The sequence below is a fragment of the Liberibacter crescens BT-1 genome (genome assembly GCF_000325745.1).
In the GTDB taxonomy this organism is placed as follows: domain Bacteria; phylum Pseudomonadota; class Alphaproteobacteria; order Rhizobiales; family Rhizobiaceae; genus Liberibacter; species Liberibacter crescens.
In genome coordinates this window covers 835395-862340 of record NC_019907.1, presented here as the reverse complement: position 1 = coordinate 862340, position 26946 = coordinate 835395, and the positions used below count along the sequence as shown (strand labels likewise).

The following is a 26946-nucleotide window of genomic DNA, read 5'->3' as shown; positions in this document are numbered from 1 at the left end:
ATGACAATGACAGGAAAAAAAGAAAAAGAACAGGAATTTGCCGGAACAATCAGAAGACTGGTGAGCGATGCAGAGGAGTTGCTGTCGCAACGGCAACAGATCTATCAACGGTCGCAGGAATATTATGACGGGACAATGGTCGATATTCCGGTCATGGCAGGACGTTCATCGGTGGTTTCCTGTGATTTGCGGGCCATCATTCGTAAAATCATGCCGTCACTCTGTCGGGTTTTGCTGGCTGGTAAAAAAGTTGTTGACTATCATCCCGTGCATCAGGGTGATGAAGAAATGGCGGCAGCGGCCAGTGATTATGTCAATCATGTTGTTTTTCCTGAAGCAGGGGGACGTGATGCCGTTGAAAATGCCATTTATGATGCCTTGCTGTGTGGTAATGGCATTCTGACCTGGCGCTATGAAATGCGTGAAAAGACGCAGACAAGTCTGCATACAGGGCTCAGCGAGGCGGCATTTGCCTTGCTGGCCAGCGATGATGATGTTGATGTTCTTGAGTATAGTCGACGTCAGAAAGACGGGGTCGCTGTTCATGATCTGCGGATACGAAGAAAAAACAGGCAGGGAAGGGTCTGTATTGATGCTGTCCCTCCTGATGAATTCCTGATTCATCCAGAGGCCATTGATATTGATAACAGTCTGCTGGTCGGTCGTAAACTGTCTCTCAGTCGTTCAACACTGGTTTCCATGGGCTATGATCGTGATCGCATTCACCGTCTGCCAACTGCCCGTTCCGGTGCAGGAATGCATCGCAGCAGGAGCATGCAGGACGCTGATCATGCCCTGGAGCGGATCGATTATTATGAGCTCTATGTCACAGTCGATTATGATGGCGATGGTGTTGCTGAATTGCGCCGTGTTGTGATGGCAGGAGGAACAAATGAGGAAAATATTCTTGTCAATGAAGAATGGGATGAAGTGCCTTTTGCCTCCTTACGTGCCCTTCGTTATCCGCATCGTTTTGAAGGAGAAAGTCTTGCGGCCAGTGTTGCTGAAATACAGAGAATAAAAACGGTCCTGTTACGACAGACACTGGATAATCTTTATTGGCAAAATCAACCGCAGGTCATTGTTCAGGAAGGCACTATCCTTGACCCCGAGAGTGTTCTGAATCCCCAGTTTGGTCAGCCCATTCGGGTCACTGCCGGTCTGGATGTTCGCACGGCTCTCGGGATGCATGGTGTGCCGATGGTTGCCGATAAATCCTTTGCCATGCTTGATTATCTTGATCGTGAACTGATTGATCGTACAGGAATTTCGGATGCTGCCGGTGGTTTTTCGCCAGAGCTTTACCAGAATATGACAGCCACAGCCACGGCTCTTGTTGAGCAGGGAGGCATTGGCCAGGTAGAACTGATTGTGCGTACTCTTGCCCAGGGTCTTGAACGTTTGTTCCGTGGTTTGTTACGGTTACTGGTCCAGCATCAGGACAGGGCGCGGATGACACGATTGCGGGATCGCTGGATTGAATTTGATCCACGCTCCTGGAATGTTGATATGGATGCCAGCGTCAATATTGGTCTTGGTGCCGGCAGTCGGGAACGGGATATGGTGATGATGATGAATCTTCTGTCACTCCAGAAAGAGTTGATCAGTGCTTTCGGCGTCGATAATCCTTTCGTTTCAGCAACAAATCTCTATCATGGTGTTGCACGCCTTGCCGAAGCGGCCGGTATCCAGAATGTGGAGCATTATTTTACCTGCCCTGATCCTGAATCGATGAAGCAAGGCCGTGATGTCGTGCAGGCTGTTGATCCTCTTGCAGCAGCAGAACAGAATATGCACTTTGAACAGGCGCTGTCCAGGGCACGTTTACAGGCAGAGATTGATTTGAAGCGAGAAAAAATGCTGGCAGAATTACAGCTTAAAGGCCAGCAAATGGAAGCAGAAATCCTGTTAAAGGAAAAGGAACAGCAAACAGCCTGAAGCGGGAAGGAGAGGCAGAGAGGCGGCAATGTTGTTGAGAAAAGCCACGTTCTGCCATAAGACCTTTCTCATGATGTTGCATGAGTCTGTGTGAGGCTGTTGTACAGGAAAGTAAACAAAAAAAGAACATATAGGATAAAACTCTTGATAATGAAAGAATTTTCTCCTATAATGGGGAGGTACCAGACCTTATCAGGATCCCTGGGGCAAGATCCCTGGAACCTGATAATGTCGAGTGCAAGAAACCAATAACAGGAGAGTAAAAAACAATGTATAGTTCATACACAGGACCACTGCCAGGGCCAGGAATGAGAGAATTTCCGGGAATGAGGGAACTGCCGAGGATAAGAATAAGTCCAGACGAACCAGGAATAATGATGATGGTGAGGGAACGGCCGAGCGTCAGTGAACATCCGCGAGGAGAGATGGTCCATACCCTGAGGCCATATCCATTCCAGCCACAAAGCATGGCAGACTATGCGAAGGCCTATCCAAAAATGAGCGATTTCGTTCCGCATATGGATATTCCACCATCACACACCATGGCATACTATACCAGGGGGTATCCAAAAATGAGTGATTTCGTTCAGCCTGTAGTGGTTCCGGAATCACACACCATGGAATACTATATGCGACCTTACAGAAAACCGCAACAACCCGTTGCGATACACGAGCCGCGACCAGGTCCAAGTGATACAGGGAATCCGGGAGACGATCTCAGGATCATCGATTCGCGATCAACGCGTGCCAGAAACCCATACGGATGGCCATTCGGATTCTAGACAAGAGATCGAACCCGACGACCACTGACAGGACCAGGAAGCAGGGACAGAAAACAAAAAACGTCAGGATCATCGATCCGCAAGCAGGGAGGTTGCAGAAACAACCATTGGGATCTTTCTTTGCTTTTCTCCACTTCAAGGATTTGTTTCTTAAAAGCAATAAAAAATGTTTATTTTTTTGAAATATCTTGACAGGAAAAGAATTATGTCCTAATAAGAAATCGTATTGATCAATTCATTGTGATTTTTCATGATGATGCCATGTGAAGAAGGAAGCTTCCTGGTTCATACATCAATATTAATGACTTAAAATAAATAAAAAACGAATAAAATATAAACAAATAACGAATTTTTATGACAAAACTTTATAAAAAAAGGAATATTAGCTTATGTTTAAGTCAGAAGCCCTGGGGTCATGGACCATAAGGGAAGCAGCGCAACCCCAAAAAGGTTCTTTTTTGTTCCTTCCCGGGACATCACTCATGATGATGCTGATCGTGTTATTAAAAATGACGATTGTCCTTCTTCCTGGTTTACAGGGAATGCAGATGAAAACACTCCATCAGCACAGGATTGTGATGATGAAATGCCAGAAAAAACAAGGCTTCAGGAAAGTCTTCAGCAGCAAGGCGAAGAACAGGAAACAGCAGAAGAGGATGATCATGTCTCTGTATCTCTGGGAGATGGTCAGGATGTGAGCATTGCCGAGTTGAAAGAAGTCTACAGATCGTATCAGGAGAACAGGAACGAGATTGGCGAGCAAAAGAAACAGTTGCGACAGCAGGCAGAAATGCTTTCCAAAAGTGCAGAAGCCCTGGCAAAACTGATTGATTCCCATATTCCTGCTGTTCCGGATGCCCATCTTGCGATGAGCGATCCTGGTGCCTGTCAGCAGGCTCTTGCCTTGCGACAGCAAGCCCTGGCCGTGATTGATCATTTCATGGAAGCGGCAAAAATTCCTCATACTGTTGCGGACACACTTCATCAGGAAGCATCGCAAAAAGTGCTGGAACATGAAAATTTACGATTGGAATCTCTTTTTCCGCAGACAAAAGACCCTGTTCAACGGGAAGTTTTTTTTAAGGAAGCTTTTGATGCGGGTCGTCAGCTTGGATTCAGTGAGCAGGAAATGCAAGAGATTGTCGATCATCGTTTACTGGCTCTGGCGCATTATGCCCGTGTTGGCCTGCAAGCCCGGCAGGCTGTTTCAAAGGCCTATCAAAAGACACGAGGATGCCCGCCTGTGACGGCACCTGTGCAGGGAAGAGGAACAAATCATCAGGTTTCCGACCAGAAAAAGGCTTTGCAACGCCTCAACAAAAGTGGATCGTTACGCGATGCCCTGGCTCTTGATTTTGAATAATTTCCTATAACAAACCCGTTTTTTAAATCACTGATGTTGATATGAATTTTAAGGACAATAGATTATGACTGCTGTTACCAATACCTTTACGACGTCTTCCTCGAAAACAAACAAGGAAGCACTTTCGGATGTTGTTTCCCGGATTACACCCGAAGATACCCCCATTTATTCCATGATTGAGAAGGGGTCAACACCGTCAATTCATCCGGAATGGATTGTTGATGAATTGGCTTCTCCTGCTGCCAATGCCCAGGCAGAAGGTGATGAATACAGTTTCGATGCCCTTGCCGCACCCTCAAGAATGGGAAATTATACACAGATTATGCGTAAAAGCTGGATTATTTCTGCAACACAGGAAGCGGTGAGCGATGCAGGTTCGGTTCTGAAGCGCAAGGAACAAAAACTTAAGAAAGCATTGGAGATTCGCAAGGATGTTGAATATGCCATTGTTTCTACACAGGCTTCTGTCAAGGATTCACCTCGAAAATTTGGTTCATTGAACAGCTGGCTAAAAACCAATACCAGCAGGGGACAGGGTGGAACTTCAGGCGGATATGATGAGACGACGGGTTTGACCAAAGCACCAAAAGACGGAACACAGCGTGCCTTTAGCAAGACTCTTCTGGATAGCGTCATGCAGAAAGGCTATCAGAATGGTGCCAATTTTCGTCATATTGTTGTTTCTCCTTATGTGAAGAGTGTTTTTGTAACGTTTATGTCTGATGCCAATGTTGCTCCCTTTCGTTATAGCGTTTCCAAACAGGGAGAACATAATGCAATCGTGGCAACAGCAGATGTTTATGAAGGCCCTTTCGGCACAGTGATTGTTCATCCTGATCGTGTTATGGCTGCTGATGCCAAAACAGCAAGGAATGTTTTCCTTATTGATAGCGATATGCTGGAGTTTCTCTGGCTTCGTCATATTCAGGAAGATCAGGGTCTGGGAAAGACCGGTGATGCTGAGAAAGGTGTAATCATTGGCGAAGGAACATTAAAGGTCAAGAATGAAAAAGGTCTGGGATGCATCGCTGATGTGTTTGGTTTGTCAGAAACACAATAAATGTAAAGGAGAAGGAAGCAATGGTTATTGCTGATGGCAGCTGGAAACTCTTTCTGTATGACCCTTTGACAGGCAGAACAGTCTGGCAATATTCTGATGGTCAACAGGATGTGTATCGTATTGATACTCCTGTTGATGGAATACTTGAGCAGAACAAGGAATGTCGGAATGAACAGTTTGGAAAGAAGGCAGGAGAATGGAGAAGAGTCGCGAGTATTCCGACCGGTCTTTTACGCAGTTCTCACCTTTTGCAAGCCTATAATGACGGAAATGACCGGTGGGTCAAGCGTTGGCTGAATGATTCCGACAATCGCGCATGGCGATCATCAGAGGGGACAGTATGATGCAATATGATTATGCCACATTGCTTATGGATGTGAAACATTATGCGACGAAGAAAAGTCTTCCTGCAATGTTTAATGTTTTTTTGCAGCGTGTTGAAAATCGTCTGAATCGTGAACTCCGATTACGGGAGATGGAAAAAAAACTGGTTGTGTCCCTGAAAGACGGGTGTGCCTCTCTTCCTGAAGATTATCTTGAGATGCGTCGTGTGCAGGACGATCAGGGAAAAAGACTGCCTTGCCTCTCTCTGGAATCATTTTCGGGAGAAAGAGAAGGATATATGATTACGGCGAATATCCTCTGTGTTTCGTCTTCTTCCCATAACAAGGATATCCATTTGCTGTATTACGGGCGACTTCCGGCGCTGCGTCCTGATAACCCGAGAAACTGGTTATTGGATAAGGCCTCTGATATTTATCTCTATGGATTAATAGAGGAAATTTCCATATGGGAAGAAAATCCTGATAAAGCCGCTGCCGCCGATGTCCTGTTACAGGAAGCCATACGAAGAGTGCAAGTCAACGATCACCGTGCGCGTTGGGGAACAGCAGCTGTAACACTTTCAGGATTGACACCATGACAATTTTATCCTTGATCAATACGGTTTGTCACCTGGTAGGCCTGTCACCTTTTAGCAGTGTTTATGGTCATCAGGATGATGATGCGCGTCTTTTTATTGCTCTTGTTCAGGAAACCGGTGAAGAGATCAGCATGCGTGTTGATTGGCCAGATCTGTTGAACATATTTTTAGTTAGTACAACACCCTCTAATATCCCCGGGAATTTTCATCGGCCTTTATCAGGAGGCGCCGTTGTCATGCGCGATGGTTGTTTTGCCAGACCGGTGGTCACCGCGGCCGATTGGGATGTGGTTAAAAAAGGATCAGGTGGGTGCTGCTGGTATTGGCTGACCAGTAGACGTCTTCATCTGTCTTGTCCACCTCCTGCATTCTTGCGATATTTTTCCCTGGACTGGGTCATTGATCAGCAAGGAAACAACAAATCGACGGTAACCAGTGACGATGATAAGATTATTTTCTCAGACTATCTGTTTATCAAGGGAATGATCTGGCGTTGGCGTCGTATGCAGGGACTCTCTTTTCAGGATCATTTGCAGGAATTCGAGGCTGCTCTTTCTGCTGAAACACTCAAATTGCTGGAAGGATAAGTATGTCTTTTGTTCGTCCATGGCGTCTTGATTCGAAAAATAACCGAACAAATACTGTACAAACAGCCTTTCCGGTATTTTTTCCGGCACCAATGCGTGGTTTGGTCAACAGCTTTGCCAACAGTCCTTCAGAACAAGGAACAGCTTCTGTCCTGTACAATTTTTGGCCAGGGCTCAAAAGCATTCAGATCCGTGGAGGATGTAAAAAGATTCTTTCCCTGGACACTTCTGAAGCAATAGTGACTGCTTTTCCCTATAAATCTGGTCGTACCCAGAAAAGATTTGTTGCCACGCATCACGCAATTTATGACGTTAGCGGGACTTTTCCACTGTCTGTCAAGGTCAAGGCCGTTATTATAAAAACAACCTCAGGTCATTGGTCGGTCTTTCAGCATGCCATGCCAGAAAAGAATTTCCTGATTGCTGTGAATGGTTGCGATCCGCGTCTGGTCTATGATGGCACAACCTGGACAGTCAATAGTCCGGCAATTTTATTTCCGGAAAAGGAAAATATGTCTTCTTCACGTCTTCTCTATGGATGGTTGTTTAAAAACCGTCAATGGTATGTTGAGGCGGAAAGTATGGATGCCTGGTATCTTCCGGTACGCGCTATTGGCGGTACTGCCAGATTATTTCCTCTGGGAGGGATTATGCAGCAGGGCGGATCATTACTGGCAGGGTTTTCCTGGTCAATGGAAAGTGGTGATGGTATGTCAACCCTTTGTGGATTTCTCTCCACGGCAGGTGAGATTGCTGTCTATGCAGGTCATGATCCGGACAGTGCTGACGGTTTTTCCCTCAAGGGCCTCTATCATATTCCGCGACCTTTAGGAAAAAATGCTTTGGTCATGTGTGGAAATGAGGTTATGATTGCTACGGCTGGTGGTTTGATGGCCATGAGCCAGATTTTACAGCAGGGCAGAAAGGATATCAAAGCCTGTATTCCCTTGTCAGAGCCTATTGCCAGAGAATGGGATCGTGCCGTGAAAGAGGCTCCTGCAGACTGGTCGTTAACGCTTTGGGCAGAACGCAACATGCTGCTGGTGAGTTTCCGAAGGAATTCTTTCTTAAAGGAGACAACACTGGTCATGAATCTGTTGAATAACAGCTGGTCTGTTTTTTATAACTGGCCAGCACAGGCCTATCTGGTTTCAGATGATAATCTCTTTTTTGGTGATTATCATGGAAATTTCTGGATGGCCGATACAACAGGCTCTGATAATGGACTGCCCTTTACAGCCGTGTATCTTTCAGGATTTCAGAATATTTCGACACCTGGACAAATCAATCGTAGCAGTTTGGCGCATCTTTCCTTGCAAACAAGAATCCGTCCGCACATCAAATTATTTGCCTGTGCAGACAATCGTATCTCTATTCCGCAGTTTTCAAAAGTGAACATTGAAAAAACAGACAAGGAGGTAACGAGTGGTCTATGGAATTCTTCCCTGTGGGATTCTTCCCTGTGGGACATACCGGAAATTGATCCAAAGCCTTTTCTTGTTCGTCAGAATGTTCATGTTTGCGGCCGTTGTCTGGCTGTTGGCTGTATTGTCCTTTCCGGTGGGGCTTTGAAAAATAATATTGAAATAGGGGGTGCAACCCTCATGGTTGAACAAGGAGGCCTGATTGCATGAAAATTATCTGGGGTGGCGCTGGTGCGCCGGAAATCAATGCTGCCATTGAACGTTTTGTCAAACAACGTATTCCTGGCTGTTCTGGTGGCTGGGATCGTTTTACCAGTATGGGTGTTGTTCATGACAATGCGCTGATTGCCGGAATTATCTATCATAATTATTGTCCTGATGCACAGGTCATTGAGCTTTCCGGTGCTGCGGATCACAAGATATGGTTGAATCGCCATGTTCTCAGGGAAATGTACCGTTATCCCCTCGAGGAATTGAAGTGTCAGGCCGTGATTCATCGTATCCCGGATGAAGACGATGCACAGCACAGGATGTTGTTGACCCTTGGCGGGCTGCGGTATCGCATTCCACGGTTGCGTGGCCCTTCTGCTGCTGAAAATATTTACGTGATCACCAGGGAAGCCTGGAGCAATAATAAATTTAACCAGAAAAAATGTGATGAAGAACAGGAATATTGTTCTCAATGACGATTTAAATGAAGACGAGGAAATTGATTGATGGGAAAACAAAGAGCACCTGCGGCACCTGATCCGCGTCACATGGCATCCATGCAGATGTCAGGCAATATCGGTTCCATGATCAGCAGTTCAGCGATTGGCAATATCAACCAGGTGACTCCTGATGCACGCCTGGATTATGTCCAGACGGGAAAGAGAATGATCAGGGATCCTTTTACAGGAAATATGATGGAGATACCACAATATAGTGCTATCCGCTCACTTTCACCACAGGCACAGGCCATTCATGATCAGCAGAATGCCAATCGGCAAAGCCTGTCAAGACTTGCTGCCCGGAAGATCAATACACTGCAACCAGGTTTGGCAATGCCTCTTCCGGGGAACAACGCGCCAGCCGGTATGAATGTCAGCAGCATTCAGGGGCCTCAGCTTCAGAACCTTGATCTGAGGTCAGGTGATATTGTTCGTGATTATGGGACAGCGGATGTCAAACACTATGAAAATGCCCTTTTTTCGAGGCTTGAACCGTTTCTGCAGCAGAATCATGAGGCGATGGAAACGAAGTTGGTCAATCAGGGACTTGCTCCCGGTTCAGTTGCCTGGGATCGCGCCATGGATGAAAGAAACAGGGCAGAAAATGATGCGCGTCTTGCGGCTGTTCTCACGGCAGGTCAGGAACAGGACCGTATCGAGAATCGCAATGCGCAGCGGATGATGAGTCATAATGCTGCTCAGGCACAAGCCTATCAGCAGGAAATGGCCAGCCGTATGCAGCCCATCAATGAAGCTCTTGCCTTGATGCAGGGTGCCTATTCTCCCGAGGTTTCTTTCAGCAATCCTTCTCCTATGCCTGTTATGCCTGTTCAGTATAGCGATCTTGTCTCTCAGGATTACCAGAACCGTCTGGCACGTTGGCAGGATCAGCAGAAAAAATTCAGGGAGGGGTTATCCCTGGGGAGCAAACTTTTAACAGGTTTTTCCGCACTTTCTGATGTACGTGCCAAAACAGATATCAAACGTGTCGGAGGTCTCTATCAATATCGTTATAAAACAGATCCTGAAAAGGTTCGCCGTATTGGTGTCCTGGCCCAGGAAATTGATACACTTCGTCCAGATGCTGTTTTTACGGGCAGTAAAGGATTGAAATGCATTGATTATGGTCGTCTGTTCGGTTTCCCGGCAACGCATCGACATTCTCAGGAAAGGAAAACCCATGCCACGCGTTAAAGATATTTATTCTGTTCCGGCAGGATTACGTGCCTATCCCAATACAATCATCAGAAGTGACAGCTATAACAGCCTTGTTGAGGATCTCGTTGCTGATAATAATCAGCCTCGTCCTGTCCTTGCAGGAGGAACAGGCGCTTCTAATGCCTTACAGGCGCGCATCAATCTGGGAACAGATGATGCCAGCCATATTATCAAGGGGAAACTTCCTCAAATCTGTTTGCCTTTTCAGCCTGTTCAACAGTCTGGAGGGATTGGACAACAGAACAATAAAATCTTTATTGGCTGGGATGGTTCCAGGATATTAATTCAGGTTGATCAGAAGCCCCAGGGAGACATATGGACCTCTTCCCTGGCACCAAAAGCCTTGCAAACATTGATCAGCCTCGCTTCTTCCAAAAATCGGATTGTTTATACAACAACACAGGGAACCTATGATACGGCCCCTTTAAGTGAGTTCATGAGAATACTCTTGTCCACTCAAAATATGCAGGCGCTGCAACAGCTTCTTTTAAATTCTGGTGTGAGCCTGTATCATGGAAATAATAAAATCATTAATTTTGGCAGTGATGGAGAAATTCATTCTCTTGGCCATGGCAAGGTCTGGGAAACAATCAATGCGGTTAAAATTATTGCCAATGATGCTCTGGAAAAGAACAATAATTTCGATGCAACAATCAATTCGATTAGAAGGCTTGCCAATGATGCTCTGGAAAAGACCAGCGATCTTGATAAGAAGTGTATGAAAAAGTCAAGTGTCAAGGAAATTTGGCGGGAGAATGGTTATATCAACTTTAACACCTTCATAGGGAATGTAGGATGTCATTATTTTGTTTCTGATGAACGTTTAAAGAATGTTCATGGGGTATCAGAAAAAAACGCTCTTGATGTCTTCGACAGGATGGAATTGGTCACATTCAATTATCTTCCTGAAAGTGGCATGGACACATCTTTAAAGTATGATGTCGGGTTTAAAGCCGGTAATCTTGAGAAGATTGATCCAATGATGGTCAATAAGGTTGATGATTATTTGTCGCCAAATCCTACAGTGATCATTCCCTATCTTGCCAAGGCAGTCCAGGAACTCAGTGCTGAGGTCAAAACATTGCGAAAGCATCTTTCGGAACAGGAAGAGAAGAACAGTCTCCAAAAGGAATGAAACGATGATACGGTTGAGAACCCGTGTCTCTCCTGTCATAAAACACAACACAGCTTTTGAACACTCTTTTCATAACAGGATTTTCCCGCAAGGAAAAGAGTGTTTAAAAGCCTTACACATAAAAGGAATTAATCATGCATTCTATAATTGTTCAAACCAGTACAATTTTACAACCTTTTTTATTATGTATTCTTTCACTCGCAATTCCTGTGGTCATTACCAGGGTTTCCAATTGTCTGATAAGGTTACTCAAGGTTAATGATGAAAAAAAGCGTCTGGAAATTGAAGGCATGCTGCGAAAAGCCTTGCATGATTGTGCGTCCAATGCACTCAAGTTTGCAATGATAAAGCTCAAGATTTCCACTCCTACACCGGAAGCCATAACTCTGGCGCTGGATTATGTTCATTCCATGAATCCTGATACGGTAGCACAGCTAAAAGTGAACAATGCAGTATTAAAAGATATTATTGTCTCTAAAATGCCCCTGGACAAAAACAGGGAAGGTTGAATGACAGAATAGAAAAAATCCATAATATACAATACAGTCTTCTTTTTTAAAAAAATTATTCAATACATTAATAAGAAAGGTTTTATAGAATGATATCGGCTAGACTCAAGAGTTCTTTTTTTAAAGATTATTATAGTATTCTTACACTTTGTTTTTTTTATTACTCATCCCTGTTGAGGTTCACTCACAACATCTTTTTACAATAGAAGATCATATCTATCGCAGTATAAAAGGGTTTAGTTCACGTGTCCGATATTTGGTTCTTCATTGTACACAAGAAAATTTCCTTGATTCCGTGCAGATTCTTGGGCAGAACGGTCAATTGAGCGCCCATTATCTTGTTCCTGATCCTTCTGACCCTACCTATCTGTCAGAAGGTTTTAGAAATATTGTCATTTTCAATCTGGTTGATGAAAAGGATCGTGCTTTTCATGCCGGGGCTTCTGGCTGGGAAGAGCGTACGAATCTGAATGATACGTCTATCGGTGTTGAAATCGTGAATCGGGTTACCATTGAAGGTGATGAATATCATTTTACACCCTATCCCCTGGAACAGCGAAAGGCCGTGATCCAGCTGGCAAGAAGTATTATTCAGCGTTATCCGTATATTACACCCACCCATGTTCTGGCCCATTCCGATATTGCCTATACCCGAAAGAATGATCCTGGTCCTCTGTTTCCATGGAAAGAACTGTATGAGGCAGGGGTAGGTGCCTGGTATGATGATCAGACTGTTGCTGATTTCAAGGAACAAATAAAAGCAGGAACGGTGAAAATTTCCAAGGAAGCTCTCGTGCCAAAATTCAGGAAATATGGCTATGCTGTGGAGTTCACGATTGATGATAGTGCATATCAACAATTAGTGAAAGCTTTCCAGATGCATTTCCGTCCTGAAAAATATGATGGAGTCATGGATTCTGAAACAGCAGCGATCCTCTATGCACTGAATCACAAGTATTTTTATGATCATGATGATGTAAGTAAAAGTTCCTGACATAGTGTTGTTGCAGCTCTGTATTGCTTTTGGAAAAACTCTCCATTTTAAAGATAAGAAACAAGTAAAGGAACCATAGAAATGTTTGCGTATAAAAATTCTCTTAAAACTTCTTCTGCCGGAATTGAATTTATCAAAAAGAAAGAAGGATTTATTCCTCGTGTTTATAGTGATCCTGCAGAGCTTCCAACAATAGGGTATGGTCATTTGATCAGGAAAGGAGAGAATTGGACTACTATAACACGAGAAGAGGCAGAACAACTTCTAAAACGTGAATTATGCGAGGTGGAGGAAACTGTGAACAGCCATGTGACCATTCCTCTTTCGCAAAACCAGTTTGATGCTCTTGTTAGCTTTACATTCAATGTCGGTAGTCATGCCTTTTCGGGTTCTACGCTGCTCCACTATCTTAATCTTGGGTCTTTTAAGGATGCAGCCAATCAATTTTTACGTTGGAACAAGATTCATATAAAGGGTCAGGCTGTCAGTCTGCAAGGTCTTTCCAATCGCAGAAAGGCAGAACGCGACTTGTTTTTGCAGGATGATGAGGCCCAGGAAACCGTTATGGTATAATGATGCTGATATCTGCGATGATGCTGTTATCAGGAGTGCAAAGAATTTTTCTTCTCGCAGGGAGTTTTATTCTTTTCACTCTGTTGGCATGGGTTTTGGGTATCAGGAAAGGTAAAAAAACAGCGCGTGAAGAGGCCAGACAGGAATTCGCAAGCATACTTTATCATGTGCAGGAGAAACGCCATGAAATTGATAGCGAAATACAGGACCTTGCCTCTGCACAGCCTCAAAAAATTGTGGATGCTGCACCTGATACTGCTGCTTGCAAGCTGCTCGAGGATGGATGGACACGGGATTGAAACAATGATTTGTGTAGGCTGGAGGCCTATCTACCCGTCCCGTAACGATATCCTGACCGATAAAACAGCACGTCAGATTCTTGCTCACAATAGCTATGGAGCTGCAAGAAGCTGCTGGAAAAAAGGATATAGAAAAAAATAGGGATACAGACTTTAAAAGAAGAAATGGGAGATAATATGTCATATTATTGTCATAATTTCGCAATCATAGCTTTACTTTCAATTACTGTTCTCGAATTAGGTCAATATGAAAGATCTTTTGAAAAACAAGCTACGTCACAGCAAACCAACCGTTTTTTTTCATTGGGCTGTGTTTTTACTTATTCTGATTGCATATCTTGCTATTAACCTGAGAGGTTTAAAAGGGACAGAAAGACGTTTTTTCTTTATGCAATTGCATTTTTTAGCGGGTTCTCTTGTTTTAATTTTGTCTCTTTTGCGTATTGGTTGGCGTATCATTGATCGCTACCCGCCGGCGTTATCCCGGAAAAAGTTTTTTCTGTTGGCTTCCAGGATTGTTCATGCTGCTCTCTATGTTTTTATCCTTGTGCAACCGTTATTGGGAATTATGATGATCAATATGGCGGGCCATCCTGTAACCTTGTCATGGCTTAATATTTCCTATACCCTGTTTGGAAAAAATGAAGTATGGGGTCATGATGTTCATAATATGCATGTATGGTTAGGAACCATATTTTATTATGTCATTGGTTTGCATATACTTGTAGCGCTTTGGCATCAATTTGTTAAAAAAGATTCCTTGTTAAAACGTATGTGGTTTTAATCGTGGAATAATAGCTTAAAAAGCGATTGTATGATCTCATGGGATTTGATCGTATTACAGGTGATCGAATAGATGGTGTTATCGTTTCTTGCAAGATTTCCATTCCTGTCCATGATCATCGTACTTCCTTTAACAGGATGTCATAATCGCACAAATATCCATAGTTTTCCCTTGCTGGTTTCTGAAAAACAGCTCAGCGTTTCTCCGTCACCAAAAGCTGTTATCCCGGTTTATTTTGCTACAAATCGTTTATATCAGATCGATCCTCTTGATCCTTTCGGTAAGCAGCGTTCAGAAAATATTTCTTTTGGTCTCGTCAATGTGAGCATCCCTCCTATTCATAAAGAGGGTAGTTTTGAAATAAAAAGCTTCAATGAAAATCCGGTAAAATATTTTACAGGCACGTTATTGAAACTTTACCCTTCCAGACAAGAGTTTAAAGATTCCTTAAATATGGAACTTAGGCATCTTCATAAGAAGAAAAGAAATCTCTTTATTTTTATTCATGGGTTTAACAATGATTTTTCCAAAGGCATCTTCCGAACGGCCCAGTTTGTTTATGATTACAATGTCAATGCCGTCGCGGTTCATTTTTCCTGGCCAGCCTTAAGGAAAATAACAATAAGTTCATACCTTTATGACAAGGACAGTATGAGTTTTGCCCGCAAGGATATGGCTGATTTTTTAACATTGATGACACAAACAGATGCCGATGAAATAACTGTTGTGGCTCATTCCATGGGAAGCTATCTCTTGATGGAAGCTTTAAGGACATTGTCATTGCAGGGAAAGACCGGGGTCATAAGTCACATGGACAATATGTTGCTTGCAGCTCCTGATATTGATATCGATGTTTTTAAAAAACAATTGGCAGATATTAAAAAATTACCGAAAAAAACAATCGTTCAGGTTTCCAGTAAAGACAGGATTCTGAAACTGTCAAGAGGAATAACAGGCGGACCTGTACGTTTGGGAGAGGGGTCAGATATTGATTTTTTACGACGTCATGGTATATTCGTTCTTGATATGTCACAGGTAGACGGAGGGGGTCATACTATTATGTTCTCTTCACCGACAATGATCTCTTTAGCAAAAAAATCCTATCTTGTTCACTCTGGCCTGGAAGATGATTTTTTGATTGCTCCAAAAGGCGTATCATTATCTTTTATACAAAAACTGGTGCTTCCTATTGTATATGCACCAATACATTTTATTTCTGCTTTTGTAAAAAGTCGTCATCCTGCTATGTGATATAGTGTTCATGCAGAAGGAAAAACCTAAGAGAGAGGCTGACAATTTTGCTTACTTATGGTGTATTTTGTCCATCCTTTTTCTCGTATCTTGCAGGCCAGGCAAGTTCCACAACCATAACCCCATGCATGTCTCTGACCCCGTTTTCCAAGATAACAGGTGTGGCTTTCTTCGATAATTAATTCTACTAAAGCTTTTCCACCTATTTGGTATGCAAGATCCCAGGTTGCAGATTTATCGATCCACATTAAAGGCGTATGGAGTGTAAAATCATTGTCCATTCCAAGATTAATAGCGGTTTGAAGCGCTTGTATGGTCTCATTACGGCAATCCGGATAACCGGAGTAATCTGTTTCACAAACACCAACGACAATATTCCTAATATTGCGACGGTAAGCCAATGCTGCAGCAAATATAAGAAAAATGAGATTACGTCCTGGTACAAAGGTATTCGGTAAGCCATTTTCCTCTGTTTTTATAGGAATATCACGTGTTAATGCTGTTTCAGATAGTGCTCCAAGTGTTTTCAGGGGAAGAAAATGATCTTTTCCCAGTCGGTTTTTCCAATCTGGATTCAAGGAAATGATTCGATCCCGTAGTCGAATTCGACATTCCAGTTCAATGAGGTTGCGTTGTCCGTAGTCAAAAGCAAGAGTTTCAACAACATCAAATTGATTAAGTGCCCAGGCAAGACAAGTGGAAGAATCCTGACCCCCTGAAAAAAGAACAAGAGCACCATCCATTGTTTTCTTTCCTTAATTCACCATGCTCTTTATTCGCCCTGATATTCTGCCCATGACATTGATGTTTCATAAACGCGTACTGAAAATAGCAAAGGAATTGTATGATTTATTTTATTCCAGATCCAGAGAGCAATATTTTCAACACTTGGCTTTTCAAGGCCATCAATATCATTGAGAGATTGATGATCAAGAAGAGCAAGGACATGTGACATAGAACTTTCAATATTAAAAAAATCTTCTACGAAACCAGTTTCAGGATTGATATTTCCTTGCAGAGTGATCTCTACACGGTAAGAATGACCGTGCATACGGTGACATTTATGTGTTTTGGGTAAATGGGATAAGTGATGTGCTGCTTCAAATGTAAAAGCTTGTGTAATTTTCATAACTAAAAAATCCATTCTGAAAAGGATATGATATCTTCTCGAAGAAAAAATCTAAAGATATTTTTAAAAATCTTTTTTCTCAAGAGGAGAGATGATATTTTTCAGGATACGAGCTCTGCCTTTAAAGAAGGCTGTGGGGAATTCTCTTCGTTTATAACGAATTCTCGGTCTTTAATACCGAATACATCTGCTACTCTCCAGACAATATCATCTTCAAGCTCTCTATTTTCTCCGTCTATAGAAGCAAGATCCCGGAGAACAGCGATGACTTCAAGTCTTTGTTGAATATTGAGATGACGTTTCAGGTTAGAGGTAAAACGATAATAATCGATTGCCTCAAGTTCTGCAGATTTTGCTGCATCAAGCAATGACTTCAATTCTTTCTCACTCAGATTATATCTTTTTTTAAGAACAGACTTGAAATGGCTGATTTCTTTTTCTGATATTTCTCCATCAACTTTTAGTATCATAAGACACAGCGCGGCAAAGTCAACGCGAAGATCTCCTGACGTAAAAGCCTTTCTATGTTGTCTATAGAATAAAAAATCAAAGAAATCGTGTAAACCTTTTAACATTATCTTCTATAACATTTCCAGCCTGTTTAATGGCTTCATGAGAATCAACACCAGGATCATCTGGCTGATAAGATGAAAAATTGGGCAATGAATGATCAACTTTTCTATTATATTCCCCGGGAGTAAAACCATATTTTGGTATGAAAGGCAAGTTTTCAGAAAATATTTTTGTCTTTTCGGTCACTATGTTTCTTAATTGCAACAATTCTTGTGAGTCTTCAACAGGCATCTTCCATTGAAAAATACAGAGCTTTCCAGTCACAGGTGAAAGAGGGAGCCATTCCTTTGATAATGAGCCATCTTCAGCAATCCATATCGGATCAGGAATGCCATCAAGAGCTTTTTGTGTCCAGTGATGTATCTGGTCAAGATGACCAGAACGTGCTTTTTCAATACTTGCAAGAAGAAGATAGATGCTTTTTCTGGAACTTGTTTTCATGGCAGCTGTTGCCTTGATAACGGCTGTTTCAAATTGACCTGCTTCCAATGCTGCCCTGGCAGTTGTTATGAGCGATTCTACATGGCCTTTATGAATATTTTCAAGTTTTTTAGCTTTGCTCAGACGAATGTCAGGATCCTTGCCGGTATGTATACTGATATAGAGACTTGCAACCTCAGGATGAGGATTGATAGCCCATATTTTTTCCAGAATATCTTCGGCCTTCGAGTTTTTTTCTCTTAAAATCATTGCCTGAGCCGCAACCAGTGAAGCCATGATGGAGCCTTTGTCGAGCCTGAGTGCTTCCATGGCATGGTTGTAGGAAGACAGTGTATCATTAACAGCAAGTCTTTCCATAGCTTTTGCTGTTAATGCAACCGCTTTTCTAGAATTTGCTTCCCTCGCATCAATTGCTTGTGCTGTTTTCTGTTTCTCAAGAAGATCAATGACATGAGACCACTGTTTCTTATCACAATAATCCTGTAAAATTGCTTCCATACTCCAGGGAAGGGAAGGACAACTGTCCGCTGCTTCTTTTGCGTATAAAATAGCAGAAGTCTTGTTGTTTATCCTGCATGATTCGACATAAAGCTTTCGTAAGGCAAGCTCTTTCATCATCGGTATCTTCAGCATTAACTCAAATTTCTTGTGTGCTTCAGTGTATTTTTGTTGAATGATATCTGCTTGTGATTCAAGAAAGTACACCATGGGCTCTTTCTCGGCATTGAGCAATTGGCTTGCCTTATATGCCATTTTACAGGCCAGAATTTTATTTTCTGCCTCAAGAGCGATCAAGCCCGTGTATAATGCCTGATATCCTTTTGTATTTTTGTGTTTGCGAAAAAATCTGGTGATGAGAAACGGTGAATATAGAAAAAATTTAACAGACGAGAAAATAATTCCTAATATAAGGAGTGTCGCAATAAAAATACTGGTTATGATAACAGGTCTTATCTGATAAAGATGATTATGCCATATAATGGAAATTTCACCTGGAATAGAGGCAAGCCATATAAAGCCATAAGCCATAAAGAAGAGCATCATTGAAAAAAATAAAAGACGAAAGATACGCAACATATTTATCCCTGTATTGTATTATGTTGAAGTATTCTGGATAATTCTTCCTTGAGTAATTTTTCGGCATAAATGCGTGCAGAAAGTTGTTTTTTGAGTTGAATACTTGTTGATATTGCTTTTTCAGGGAGCTTGTCCCATTCCTCGGCAGCGCCTTTAAGATCACCATGCCTTATTTTATATTCAATACGCGCGATAATGGCATCAGGTGTATTTCCTTCAACATTGCCAACAAGGCGTACTCTGATCATTTTTTCCAGTTTGAAGATCATATTCTTCCAAATTCCCTGGTCTGTTTCTGAAACTTCAATTGCAGAGAACATTTTTTCTGCAACTTCTGGAAAACGCATCAAAATATTCAATGATGTCGGAATCCCATCCTGGGCAAAGTCATTCAACTTAGGAATTGCCGGATCATTCGGCATAATTTCTTGAAGAATCTTTAATTCCAGGAAAAAGGGTTCTCCTTGATCAATCGCCAGTTTTAAACCAAAAATTGCCATCATGCGTTTCAGGTTCAGGTTTTCTTTTTTTCTGTAACTTTAAGTTCGACCTCTTTTAAATTCTTTATGGTTTCCTGAGAAGTTTCCCGAATATCGAATACTTCCTTTTTCAGGGATTTGACTTCAGCATAAAGGTTATTAATAGACATATCATCAGAATTTGGTTTTTTAAAAGGCTCTTGTGATGGTTTTTGGGGAAGATTTCCTTCCATGTCATCATGTTTCCTGTTGGCAGGAACAGAGATTTTTGCTTCATCATAAGATTTGGATGAAAAGGCTTTGTAGATCTGTTTTGTGACATTCATAGAGCTTACTATAAAAATAATTGCTGATACACCGGCAATTACAACCAAAATAAAAGATGTTTTTTATTTTTCTGGAGCATTGAGGGATATCCTTCGGGAATTTCTGATTTTTTTCTTTTGAGTCATCAAAAGTAGACATTTTTTCCTCTTTAGTGTTGCATCACTTTTAAAATTTCTGAGCGTCGGTATACAGTTTTCTTTTAATTTCTAGGGTTTTTATTATTTATAAACAAAAAGGGTTAATTTTCTTATTAAAATAATCTTAAAAAATAAATATTCTCGTCAAAGTAATTCTAATAGAGCATTTTCGTCTGGAGAATTGGCGACAGCAATATCTTTTTTATAGGGATCAGGTATTGCACTTGCAACCTGAGCGCTTAAACATAAGAAACGGGCCATGATCCTGTCAGGCAAGGGTAATGCAAAAAAACGCACGACATTTTCTCTGGAATAAAACAGGATAACATCAATTTTTGCAAGAAGACGCTCTGTATCTTTGGAAGAATAAGAAATATCATGTGCAAGATAGCAATCAATGGCTGTAAAAGGAATGAAATTTTGGCAGAGGGTTTCCTCGAAGCCAGGGGATCTCGGACGTCCTGCCAAATAGAGAAGTGGTTTCTCCGGGCTTAATATGTCTCGTTGTTTGATGATTTCTTTTGCCAAACTTATACCATTCCCTGTTCCGGAAAATATATTTTTAAAGCCATGATTTTGTGCAGCGGCAGCACTTGCATTTCCTACAGCAAAAACAATGGTGTCAAGAGAAGGAGAGATCTCTTCAGGGATTGTACATAATGCTTCTGCGCTGGTAATGGCTACCGCTGCGTAAGGTTTTTTCAAGGCCATTCGGACAAGAGAAAGATTATAGGTAAAATAGGATAAGGGCATGATTATGGCTTCATGTCCCATCTTCGATAATCGCTCTGCTGTCCGTATCGCTGATTTTTGAGGTCGGGTTATTACAACACGCATTTTTTCATTGCCAAAATTGAAAGAATTGTTTCCCAGCCATAAAACGAAGTTCCTCAGCCGCTTCATGTCCTATATGTATAGCATTATAGCGCTTGCCATTTCTATGAATTTTATGGAAAATAGTACCATCAGGTGTCAAAATCATCCCAAAAAAGGAGATGTCCTCATCCTTGCAAGAGGCATAAGCCGCAATAGGGGTGCGACAGGAACCATCAAGAGTTGTAAAAAAAGAACGTTCACAAGTGATGGCATCCCAGGTTTCAGGATGATTGATAGCGCTGACCAGTTCCTCGACACGCGTGTCACCGATACGGATTTCAATGCCAATGGCTCCCTGGCCAGGAGCTGGAGGAAAAGTTTCCTGGTCAAGAATTTCTGTAATAACATGTGTTTTATGCAAACGTTTCAGGCCTGCATAGGCCAGTAAGGTCGCATCTGCCTGACCTGTCTCGAGTTTGCGCAGGCGCGTTTCTATCTGTCCACGGAAGTAAACGATTTGTATATCAGGGCGTACGCGGCGTAAAAGTGCCTGACGGCGTAAGGAAGAAGTGCCAATCACTCCATTAAGGGGAAGATCCTGCAAGGATTTAACCTTATGGCTGATAAAAACATCCCGGACATCTTCACGGGGCAAACAGGCTGCAAGCTGCAGACCATCCAGGAGTTTTGCTGACATGTCTTTTGTCGAGTGGACGGCAAGATCCAATTCTTTGGAGAGAAGTTTTTCTCCAATTTCCTGTGTAAAGAGTCCTTTTCCTCCTGCTTTATGAAATCTCTGGTGAAGGATATGGTCGCCTTTTGTAACAATGGGGACAATTTCAAAGGCAGTTTCAGGAAGATGATGCGCAATCATAAGGCGAGAACGGGTTTCAAGAGCCTGCGCCATTGCGAGAGGGCTACTCCGTGTCCCTATACGAAAAATTTGTGTTTGCATCTTCATTCGTCTATTGATACTCGAAAGAATTCATAATTGATGTTCCTTTAATTTATAAAAAATAACATTTAAAGCGTAAAATGGTAAAAAGAAATATTGTTCTTGGTATAGAAAGCAGTTGTGATGAAACAGCAACCGCTATAATAGCTTGTCCTGTTGATGGCCAGGCTGAAATACTTGCTGACATTATACTCTCTCAATCTGAAAAACATAGTGCTTATGGTGGCGTAGTACCAGAGATTGCTGCCCGGGCACATGTAGAAGTTCTTGATGGTTTGATTGCCCAGGCATTATCGCATGCCGGTGTAAAAATTGCAGACATGGATGCAATAGCAGTAACAGCAGGCCCAGGTCTTGTAGGCGGGTTGATTGTTGGGCTTATGACAGCCAAATCAATCGCTTATGCAGCAAGGAAGCCTCTTTATGCCATTAACCATCTGGAAGGCCATGTATTAACCGCACGTCTCCTGGACAGGATTCATTTCCCTTATCTGACTCTTCTGGTTTCCGGAGGGCATACACAGTTAATTCTGGTAAAAGGGGTTGGGGATTATGAACGTTGGGGAACAACAATCGATGATGCCCTTGGAGAGTGTTTTGATAAAATAGCAAAGATACTGGAATTGGGGTTTCCTGGAGGACCTGCTCTTGAAAAGGCTGCACAGACAGGAAATCCGGAACGCTTTCAGTTCCCAAGACCTTTGGCAGGAAGAAGTGAACCGGACTTTTCCTTTTCCGGACTCAAGACTGCTGTGAGGAAAACAATACAGGAACTGATGCCTTTAACAGAGAAGGATATTGCAGATGTTTGCGCTTCTTTTCAAGAGACCATTGCCTGCATTCTTACAGAAAGAATTGAACGCGCATTCATCCGTTTTTGCACTGATTTTCCGGAAGAGAAACGCGTTTTCGTTGTTGCAGGAGGGGTTGCTGCCAATAGTGTAGTTCGTTCTGTCTTGACAGAATTGTGTGACCGATGTGGCTTTCGTTTTATTGCCCCGCCGCATCGTTTTTGTACAGATAATGCGGCAATGATTGCCTGGGCTGCCCTGGAGAGAATGGCAGCAGGTTTCGATTCTGATTCATTTTCAGTCGCAGCGCGTTCGCGTTGGCCATTGGATTCTTGTGCTGTTGCCAAACTGGGTTCTGGAAAACGGGGAGCAAAAGCATGAAACATCACCCTTTTGTTTGTGTTATCGGTGCTGGTGCTTTTGGAACAGCCCTGGCCAGCGTGATCTCTTCATCCGGGAATGCTTCTGTTGTTTTGCTCGGACGCCAGAAAGAGCTGATCCTTCAGCTGACAAAAACACGAATTCATCAGAAGTCTTTGCCTGGGATTGTCCTGTCTGATTCCTTAGGATTTTCTACGGATCATGAAATTTTGCAAAAGGCGGATATTGTTCTTTTTGCCATGCCTTCCAAGGATTACAGTCACGCTGTCGATTGTTACGGGCCGTGGATCAGGAATACAGCAGATATTATTGTTTGTGCCAAGGGATTTGATCATGAGAGCGGTTTGCTATTAAGTGACATTCTGGAGAAAAGATTGCCTTCTCATTCTGTTTCTGTTCTTTCCGGGCCAGGATTTGCCAGTGATATTGCTCGTGAGTTGCCGGTCGGGATGGTTCTGGCTTCGGAAAACATGGAAAAATCCAGGAGTCTTTGCAGGCTTCTGTCGTATTCCTGCTTTAATCTGTATCCTTCTGATGACCGGACAGGTGTGCAATTGGCTGGGGCTTTAAAAAATATCATTGCGATTGCCTGCGGACTTATAGAAGGGGCATGTCTTGGTGAATCGGCCCGCGCTCTGGTGATATCGCACGGGTTGGCAGAAATTTCCAGACTGGTCAGGGCAGCAGGCGGTTGTCCTGATACGGTTCATGGCTTGTCTGGACTTGGTGATCTCGTGTTGACGGCCACAAGTCATCAGTCCCGTAATTTGCGATTCGGGATTTCTCTTGGAAAAGGGTTTTGTCCGGAAAGAAACAGCGGCCTTCTTGTTGAAGGGGTTTATGCGGCTTCGCTTGCTCTCAAAATGGCTGCCCGTTTTAATATTAAAATGTTTATGACGGAGATCATATCCTCTCTTGTCGAAGGCAGTCTTTCTGTTGATGAAGCCTTGAAAGCCTTGACAACGAAAATTGTATCCAGAGAATAACAGGAATTTTTATGGCATATTGGCTTTTAAAGTCTGAACCCTCTCAATGGTCCTGGGAGATGCAACAATCCAGGGGCGATACAGGAGAAGAATGGAGTGGGGTGCGTAATTATCAGGCTCGTAACAATATGCGTTCCATGTGCGTTGGTGACAAGTGTTTCTTTTATCATTCCAATCATGGACGTGAAATTGTCGGTATTGTTGAGGTCATTGTTCCCGCTCACCATGATTCGACAGCAGAAGAGAATTCTGTCTGGGATTGTGTCGATGTGCGCGCAATATGCAGCATGCCTGTTCCTGTCAGTCTTGCCAGCGTCAGGAAAAATCCTGAACTTCAAAAAATGTCTCTGGTGACTTCTTCCCGGCTTTCTGTTCAACCCGTTACTGAAAAGGAATATAGGATTATATGTCGTATGGGAGGGATCATGGAACCTCCTCTTTGACGGTTAAGGTCAAAAACTCTTGTGATTTATCGGCTTTTGCTGAATGAATGCGATATAGGAATTGAAAATTGTCATTTGAAGTGATATTAAATATTCAAAGCGGGTTCAATGGAATAAAGTTGCTTGATGAATTCAGAAATATTGATATACACTTCGTTCTTGTGTTTTTGAAAAGGATAATGTGAATTTCTCATGTCAAACCTATCGCGTGGTCGTCCTTTATCACCACATTTGCAAGTTTATAAACTGATTCCAACAATGCTGATGTCTATCATGCATCGCATAACGGGTGCAGCGATGTATTTTGGAACCGTTTTGCTGGCATGGTGGCTGTGGGCTCTTTCATCAGGCCCATCAGCATTTGCACAATTTCAGACCTTTATGGGCTATTGGTTCTTTAAAATCATTATTTTAGGCTATACATGGGCTCTAATCCATCATACCCTTAGCGGAATAAGACATTTAATCTGGGATATGGGGTTCTGGTTTGATACGAAATTGTCAACAAGGCTTGCCAGGGCAAATGTCGTTTTTTCTTTTCTTTTGGTAGGAATTCTATGGTTCGTGAAGGAATTTTATTATCGGTAGCAAGGAATTGAAAAGAAATATGGATATGCGTAGCCCTTTAGGGAAAGTACTTGGCTTGGGTTCTGCAAAGGATGGAACAACCCATTTTTGGCATCAGCGCCTTACATCAATTGCTATACTTCCTTTTGTCATTTTTTTTATGGCATTCATGCTTATCTATAGCAATGCTTCTTACGATGAGGTTGTGTCCGTTCTTTCTGATCCATTTGTTTTTATTATAATGGTTTTGGGTTTGGGTACGGTGTTCTTTCATATGAAATTGGGAATGCAGGTTATTATTGAGGATTATATTCATTCCAAGCTTTTGAGATATAGCTTGATTATTATGAATACATTTTTTGTTTTTTTAATGACAGCGTTTTCCTTTTTTTGTCTTATAAAAATTTTATTCATGCGGTAGCTATGTCCAAAAAATCTTTATCTGCCTCTGCAGTATCACAAGCACAATCTTATGTTTATGTTGATCATGCTTATGATGTCGTCGTCGTCGGTGCTGGAGGCGCAGGCCTGCGGGCAACACTTGGTATGGCTGAGCAGGGATTAAAAACAGCCTGTATTACCAAGGTTTTTCCAACACGTTCACATACAGTGGCGGCTCAGGGAGGGATTGCTGCTCCTCTTGCCAATATGACTCCTGATTGCTGGCAGTGGCATCTTTATGACACAGTGAAAGGCTCGGACTGGCTGGGGGATATCGATGCCATTCAGTATTTGACGATGGAAGCGTCGAAGGCTGTCTATGAGCTTGAACATTACGGTGTACCGTTTTCCCGTAATGAGCAAGGGAAAATATATCAACGGCCTTTTGGCGGACATATGCAAAATTATGGTGAAGGACCTCCAGTCCAAAGGACATGTGCTGCCGCAGACAGGACAGGTCATGCTCTTCTTCATACGTTATATGGACAATCCCTGAAGCATAACGCTGAATTTTTTATCGAATATTTTGCACTTGATCTTATTATGTCTCAGGATGGCCGTTGTACAGGGGTTGTTGCCTGGTGTCTTGAAAATGGGGAAATTCACCGTTTTTCTGCAAAAATAGTTGTTCTGGCAACAGGTGGCTATGGTCGTGCCTATTTTTCGGCAACATCGGCTCATACCTGTACCGGTGATGGTGGAGGTATGATTGCACGTGCAGGTTTACCTTTGCAGGATATGGAATTTGTTCAGTTTCATCCTACCGGTATTTACGGTGCCGGGTGTCTTATTACAGAAGGGGCTCGTGGAGAAGGCGGATATCTTGTCAATTCTGAGGGAGAGCGTTTTATGGAACGTTATGCTCCTTCTGCCAAGGATCTTGCTTCTCGTGATGTTGTTTCCCGTTGCATGATGATGGAAATCAGAGAAGGGCGTGGAGTCGGCAAAAGAAAAGACCATATCTACCTGTATCTCAATCATCTTGATCCTGCTCTTTTGCATGAGCGATTGCCTGGTATTTCAGAGTCAGCAAGAATTTTTGCTGGTGTTGATGTCACACGTGAACCGATTCCGGTTTTGCCAACGGTTCATTATAACATGGGTGGCATTCCTACCAATTATTGGGGAGAGGTTCTGAATCCTGACAGTACGGATCCTGATTGTGTTTCTCCAGGTCTTATGGCTGTTGGCGAGGCTTCCTGTTCCTCGGTACATGGTGCCAATCGATTGGGTTCCAATTCGTTAATAGACCTGGTTGTTTTTGGTCGTGCAGCAGCACTTCGCGCAGCAAAAATCATTGATCGGTCAGAGGCAATTCCTTCTCTTGATATTGTCGCCTGTGATCGTATTGTTGAGCGCTTTGATCGTGTTCGCTATGCGAATGGTGAGACACCAACGGCTATATTGCGTGAAAAAATGCAGCGTGCCATGCAGGAGGACGCTGGCGTCTTTCGGTCGCAGGAATCCCTGGCTGCCGGTTGTAGGCGTCTTTCAGTCTTGTGGAATGAAATGTCGGATATCAAGGTTTTTGATCGTTCCATGATCTGGAATTCAGATCTTATGGAAACCCTTGAATTACAAAATTTAATGGCCAATGCCATTGTAACTGTCTATTCAGCAGAAGCCAGGAAAGAGAGCAGAGGTTCCCATGCACGTGAGGATTATAAAGAGGGGCCTTTTTCCGGACGTGATGATGTTCAATGGCGGAAACATTCTCTTTGCAGGGTGAATTGTGATACAGGCGAGATCCATCTTGAATACCGTCCTGTTCATATTGAGCCAATTTCTGCGGGTATTGATCTTCACAGGATTGCTCCTAAAGCCCGGGTTTATTAATATTTGGAGACTATATAA

At 42.7% G+C, this 26946-nt stretch carries 32 protein-coding genes; 23 read left to right on the top strand and 9 right to left on the bottom strand.

The genetic code is table 11. The features are described 5' to 3' along the window. Positions 1–1938, top strand: coding sequence for a portal protein (locus B488_RS03765; RefSeq protein WP_015273202.1), 1938 nt, complete (start codon positions 1–3; stop codon positions 1936–1938). Between the two features lie 778 nt (positions 1939–2716). Here the strand turns inward: B488_RS03765 and B488_RS07200 are convergent. After that, complete coding sequence (locus B488_RS07200; RefSeq protein WP_157058176.1) at positions 2717–2854, bottom strand: hypothetical protein; 138 nt, start codon at positions 2852–2854, stop codon at positions 2717–2719. Positions 2855–3135: 281 nt separating this feature from the next. Here B488_RS07200 and B488_RS06870 point away from each other — a divergent pair, with 281 nt between their 5' ends. The 16 genes from B488_RS06870 (at position 3136) to B488_RS03685 (ending at position 15549) form a co-directional block, all read left to right on the top strand. After that, a complete protein-coding gene (locus B488_RS06870; RefSeq protein ID WP_015273200.1) occupies positions 3136–4083 on the top strand; it encodes a hypothetical protein in 948 nt (315 codons plus the stop codon). Between the two features lie 64 nt (positions 4084–4147). Then, positions 4148–5143 (top strand): DUF5309 domain-containing protein, encoded by a 996-nt coding sequence (locus B488_RS03750; RefSeq protein WP_015273199.1) that lies wholly within the window; start codon positions 4148–4150, stop codon positions 5141–5143. 20 nt (positions 5144–5163) lie between these two features. Beyond that, the gene (locus B488_RS03745; protein ID WP_015273198.1) at positions 5164–5487 is read left to right on the top strand and encodes a hypothetical protein; all 324 of its coding nucleotides are present in this window, start codon (positions 5164–5166) and stop codon (positions 5485–5487) included. Continuing rightward, entirely contained in the window at positions 5484–6065 is a 582-nt protein-coding gene (locus B488_RS03740) for a phage adaptor protein (RefSeq protein WP_060774409.1), read from the top strand. Before B488_RS03745 ends, B488_RS03740 begins: the two co-directional genes overlap by 4 nt. Beyond that, the gene (locus B488_RS03735) at positions 6062–6652 is read left to right on the top strand and encodes a hypothetical protein (protein WP_015273196.1); all 591 of its coding nucleotides are present in this window, start codon (positions 6062–6064) and stop codon (positions 6650–6652) included. Before B488_RS03740 ends, B488_RS03735 begins: the two co-directional genes overlap by 4 nt. A gap of 2 nt (positions 6653–6654) precedes the next feature. Next, complete coding sequence (locus B488_RS03730; RefSeq protein WP_015273195.1) at positions 6655–8286, top strand: hypothetical protein; 1632 nt, start codon at positions 6655–6657, stop codon at positions 8284–8286. Next, positions 8283–8762, top strand: coding sequence for a hypothetical protein (locus B488_RS03725; protein ID WP_015273194.1), 480 nt, complete (start codon positions 8283–8285; stop codon positions 8760–8762). The genes B488_RS03730 and B488_RS03725 overlap by 4 nt, the downstream gene beginning before the upstream one ends. Positions 8763–8951: 189 nt before the next feature. Next, on the top strand, positions 8952–9980 hold the full coding sequence (locus tag B488_RS03720) for a tail fiber domain-containing protein (protein WP_144049197.1): 1029 nt from the start codon (positions 8952–8954) through the stop codon (positions 9978–9980). Next, positions 9910–11139 (top strand): tail fiber domain-containing protein, encoded by a 1230-nt coding sequence (locus B488_RS03715; protein WP_244422724.1) that lies wholly within the window; start codon positions 9910–9912, stop codon positions 11137–11139. The genes B488_RS03720 and B488_RS03715 overlap by 71 nt, the downstream gene beginning before the upstream one ends. 134 nt (positions 11140–11273) lie before the next feature. Continuing rightward, positions 11274–11648, top strand: coding sequence for a hypothetical protein (locus tag B488_RS06865; RefSeq protein ID WP_015273191.1), 375 nt, complete (start codon positions 11274–11276; stop codon positions 11646–11648). A 148-nt stretch (positions 11649–11796) separates the two neighbouring features. Continuing rightward, complete coding sequence (locus B488_RS03705; protein WP_015273190.1) at positions 11797–12642, top strand: N-acetylmuramoyl-L-alanine amidase; 846 nt, start codon at positions 11797–11799, stop codon at positions 12640–12642. A gap of 81 nt (positions 12643–12723) precedes the next feature. Further along, on the top strand, positions 12724–13215 hold the full coding sequence (locus B488_RS03700; RefSeq protein WP_015273189.1) for a lysozyme: 492 nt from the start codon (positions 12724–12726) through the stop codon (positions 13213–13215). Next, positions 13215–13514, top strand: a complete 300-nt coding sequence (locus B488_RS03695; RefSeq protein WP_041770691.1) for a hypothetical protein — start codon at positions 13215–13217, stop codon at positions 13512–13514. The genes B488_RS03700 and B488_RS03695 overlap by 1 nt, the downstream gene beginning before the upstream one ends. Further along, positions 13495–13656 carry a hypothetical protein gene (locus B488_RS07195; RefSeq protein WP_015273187.1) on the top strand — a complete coding sequence of 54 codons (162 nt, stop codon included), beginning with the start codon at positions 13495–13497 and terminating at the stop codon, positions 13654–13656. Before B488_RS03695 ends, B488_RS07195 begins: the two co-directional genes overlap by 20 nt. A 105-nt stretch (positions 13657–13761) precedes the next feature. Continuing rightward, positions 13762–14298, top strand: coding sequence for a cytochrome b (locus B488_RS03690; protein WP_015273186.1), 537 nt, complete (start codon positions 13762–13764; stop codon positions 14296–14298). A gap of 72 nt (positions 14299–14370) precedes the next feature. Further along, a complete protein-coding gene (locus tag B488_RS03685) occupies positions 14371–15549 on the top strand; it encodes an alpha/beta hydrolase (RefSeq protein WP_041770689.1) in 1179 nt (392 codons plus the stop codon). 26 nt (positions 15550–15575) lie between these two features. Here B488_RS03685 and queC read toward each other — a convergent pair whose 3' ends face one another. From queC to hemC, 8 genes are all read right to left on the bottom strand, one after another. Next, the gene (queC, locus tag B488_RS03680; RefSeq protein WP_015273182.1) at positions 15576–16292 is read right to left on the bottom strand and encodes a 7-cyano-7-deazaguanine synthase QueC; all 717 of its coding nucleotides are present in this window, start codon (positions 16290–16292) and stop codon (positions 15576–15578) included. Between the two features lie 29 nt (positions 16293–16321). Continuing rightward, complete coding sequence (queD, locus tag B488_RS03675) at positions 16322–16678, bottom strand: 6-carboxytetrahydropterin synthase QueD (RefSeq protein ID WP_015273181.1); 357 nt, start codon at positions 16676–16678, stop codon at positions 16322–16324. Positions 16679–16779: 101 nt separating this feature from the next. After that, positions 16780–17253, bottom strand: coding sequence for a tellurite resistance TerB family protein (locus tag B488_RS03670; RefSeq protein WP_051012117.1), 474 nt, complete (start codon positions 17251–17253; stop codon positions 16780–16782). Beyond that, positions 17225–18769, bottom strand: a complete 1545-nt coding sequence (locus tag B488_RS03665) for a heme biosynthesis protein HemY (RefSeq protein WP_015273179.1) — start codon at positions 18767–18769, stop codon at positions 17225–17227. Before B488_RS03665 ends, B488_RS03670 begins: the two co-directional genes overlap by 29 nt. Positions 18770–18771: 2 nt before the next feature. Further along, positions 18772–19269 (bottom strand): COG4223 family protein, encoded by a 498-nt coding sequence (locus B488_RS03660; RefSeq protein WP_051012116.1) that lies wholly within the window; start codon positions 19267–19269, stop codon positions 18772–18774. Between the two features lie 14 nt (positions 19270–19283). Next, a complete protein-coding gene (locus B488_RS06860; protein ID WP_051012115.1) occupies positions 19284–19622 on the bottom strand; it encodes a hypothetical protein in 339 nt (112 codons plus the stop codon). A 234-nt stretch (positions 19623–19856) separates the two neighbouring features. After that, positions 19857–20549 carry a uroporphyrinogen-III synthase gene (locus tag B488_RS03655; RefSeq protein WP_015273175.1) on the bottom strand — a complete coding sequence of 231 codons (693 nt, stop codon included), beginning with the start codon at positions 20547–20549 and terminating at the stop codon, positions 19857–19859. 4 nt (positions 20550–20553) lie between these two features. Beyond that, on the bottom strand, positions 20554–21483 hold the full coding sequence (gene hemC / locus B488_RS03650; protein WP_041770687.1) for a hydroxymethylbilane synthase: 930 nt from the start codon (positions 21481–21483) through the stop codon (positions 20554–20556). 80 nt (positions 21484–21563) lie between these two features. Between hemC and tsaD the strand changes: the two genes are divergently transcribed. The 6 genes from tsaD to sdhA all read left to right on the top strand — a co-directional run bounded on the left by tsaD (position 21564) and on the right by sdhA (position 26928). After that, on the top strand, positions 21564–22655 hold the full coding sequence (gene tsaD, locus B488_RS03645; protein ID WP_015273173.1) for a tRNA (adenosine(37)-N6)-threonylcarbamoyltransferase complex transferase subunit TsaD: 1092 nt from the start codon (positions 21564–21566) through the stop codon (positions 22653–22655). Further along, positions 22652–23641 carry an NAD(P)H-dependent glycerol-3-phosphate dehydrogenase gene (locus B488_RS03640; RefSeq protein ID WP_015273172.1) on the top strand — a complete coding sequence of 330 codons (990 nt, stop codon included), beginning with the start codon at positions 22652–22654 and terminating at the stop codon, positions 23639–23641. The genes tsaD and B488_RS03640 overlap by 4 nt, the downstream gene beginning before the upstream one ends. Before the next feature lie 11 nt (positions 23642–23652). Then, positions 23653–24084: an EVE domain-containing protein gene (locus B488_RS03635; RefSeq protein ID WP_015273171.1), complete on the top strand. Its 432-nt coding sequence runs from the start codon at positions 23653–23655 to the stop codon at positions 24082–24084. A 192-nt stretch (positions 24085–24276) separates the two neighbouring features. Continuing rightward, complete coding sequence (gene sdhC, locus B488_RS03630) at positions 24277–24672, top strand: succinate dehydrogenase, cytochrome b556 subunit (protein WP_015273170.1); 396 nt, start codon at positions 24277–24279, stop codon at positions 24670–24672. 19 nt (positions 24673–24691) lie between these two features. Next, positions 24692–25072 carry a succinate dehydrogenase, hydrophobic membrane anchor protein gene (gene sdhD / locus B488_RS03625; RefSeq protein WP_015273169.1) on the top strand — a complete coding sequence of 127 codons (381 nt, stop codon included), beginning with the start codon at positions 24692–24694 and terminating at the stop codon, positions 25070–25072. 2 nt (positions 25073–25074) lie between these two features. Then, the gene (sdhA, locus tag B488_RS03620) at positions 25075–26928 is read left to right on the top strand and encodes a succinate dehydrogenase flavoprotein subunit (protein ID WP_015273168.1); all 1854 of its coding nucleotides are present in this window, start codon (positions 25075–25077) and stop codon (positions 26926–26928) included. Positions 26929–26946 lie beyond the last annotated feature (18 nt).

Coding starts and splice junctions, on each gene's coding strand:
- B488_RS03720 (WP_144049197.1), top strand. CDS start 8,952: ATGATCAGGGATCCTTTTACAGGAAATATGATGGAGATACCACAATAT.
- B488_RS07195 (WP_015273187.1), top strand. CDS start 13,495: ATGGATGGACACGGGATTGAAACAATGATTTGTGTAGGCTGGAGGCCT.
- queD (WP_015273181.1), bottom strand. CDS start 16,678: ATGAAAATTACACAAGCTTTTACATTTGAAGCAGCACATCACTTATCC.
- sdhC (WP_015273170.1), top strand. CDS start 24,277: ATGTCAAACCTATCGCGTGGTCGTCCTTTATCACCACATTTGCAAGTT.
- B488_RS03750 (WP_015273199.1), top strand. CDS start 4,148: ATGACTGCTGTTACCAATACCTTTACGACGTCTTCCTCGAAAACAAAC.
- B488_RS03765 (WP_015273202.1), top strand. CDS start 1: ATGACAATGACAGGAAAAAAAGAAAAAGAACAGGAATTTGCCGGAACA.
- B488_RS03725 (WP_015273194.1), top strand. CDS start 8,283: ATGAAAATTATCTGGGGTGGCGCTGGTGCGCCGGAAATCAATGCTGCC.
- B488_RS03745 (WP_015273198.1), top strand. CDS start 5,164: ATGGTTATTGCTGATGGCAGCTGGAAACTCTTTCTGTATGACCCTTTG.
- B488_RS03695 (WP_041770691.1), top strand. CDS start 13,215: ATGATGCTGATATCTGCGATGATGCTGTTATCAGGAGTGCAAAGAATT.
- B488_RS03635 (WP_015273171.1), top strand. CDS start 23,653: ATGGCATATTGGCTTTTAAAGTCTGAACCCTCTCAATGGTCCTGGGAG.
- B488_RS03660 (WP_051012116.1), bottom strand. CDS start 19,269: ATGGCAATTTTTGGTTTAAAACTGGCGATTGATCAAGGAGAACCCTTT.
- B488_RS06865 (WP_015273191.1), top strand. CDS start 11,274: ATGCATTCTATAATTGTTCAAACCAGTACAATTTTACAACCTTTTTTA.
- B488_RS06870 (WP_015273200.1), top strand. CDS start 3,136: ATGGACCATAAGGGAAGCAGCGCAACCCCAAAAAGGTTCTTTTTTGTT.
- B488_RS03685 (WP_041770689.1), top strand. CDS start 14,371: ATGGTGTTATCGTTTCTTGCAAGATTTCCATTCCTGTCCATGATCATC.
- B488_RS03690 (WP_015273186.1), top strand. CDS start 13,762: ATGAAAGATCTTTTGAAAAACAAGCTACGTCACAGCAAACCAACCGTT.
- queC (WP_015273182.1), bottom strand. CDS start 16,292: ATGGATGGTGCTCTTGTTCTTTTTTCAGGGGGTCAGGATTCTTCCACT.
- B488_RS03735 (WP_015273196.1), top strand. CDS start 6,062: ATGACAATTTTATCCTTGATCAATACGGTTTGTCACCTGGTAGGCCTG.
- B488_RS03670 (WP_051012117.1), bottom strand. CDS start 17,253: ATGTTAAAAGGTTTACACGATTTCTTTGATTTTTTATTCTATAGACAA.
- B488_RS03730 (WP_015273195.1), top strand. CDS start 6,655: ATGTCTTTTGTTCGTCCATGGCGTCTTGATTCGAAAAATAACCGAACA.
- B488_RS03640 (WP_015273172.1), top strand. CDS start 22,652: ATGAAACATCACCCTTTTGTTTGTGTTATCGGTGCTGGTGCTTTTGGA.
- B488_RS03700 (WP_015273189.1), top strand. CDS start 12,724: ATGTTTGCGTATAAAAATTCTCTTAAAACTTCTTCTGCCGGAATTGAA.
- sdhD (WP_015273169.1), top strand. CDS start 24,692: ATGGATATGCGTAGCCCTTTAGGGAAAGTACTTGGCTTGGGTTCTGCA.
- sdhA (WP_015273168.1), top strand. CDS start 25,075: ATGTCCAAAAAATCTTTATCTGCCTCTGCAGTATCACAAGCACAATCT.
- B488_RS03740 (WP_060774409.1), top strand. CDS start 5,484: ATGATGCAATATGATTATGCCACATTGCTTATGGATGTGAAACATTAT.
- B488_RS03715 (WP_244422724.1), top strand. CDS start 9,910: ATGGTCGTCTGTTCGGTTTCCCGGCAACGCATCGACATTCTCAGGAAA.
- tsaD (WP_015273173.1), top strand. CDS start 21,564: ATGGTAAAAAGAAATATTGTTCTTGGTATAGAAAGCAGTTGTGATGAA.
- B488_RS03665 (WP_015273179.1), bottom strand. CDS start 18,769: ATGTTGCGTATCTTTCGTCTTTTATTTTTTTCAATGATGCTCTTCTTT.
- B488_RS03655 (WP_015273175.1), bottom strand. CDS start 20,549: ATGCGTGTTGTAATAACCCGACCTCAAAAATCAGCGATACGGACAGCA.
- hemC (WP_041770687.1), bottom strand. CDS start 21,483: ATGCAAACACAAATTTTTCGTATAGGGACACGGAGTAGCCCTCTCGCA.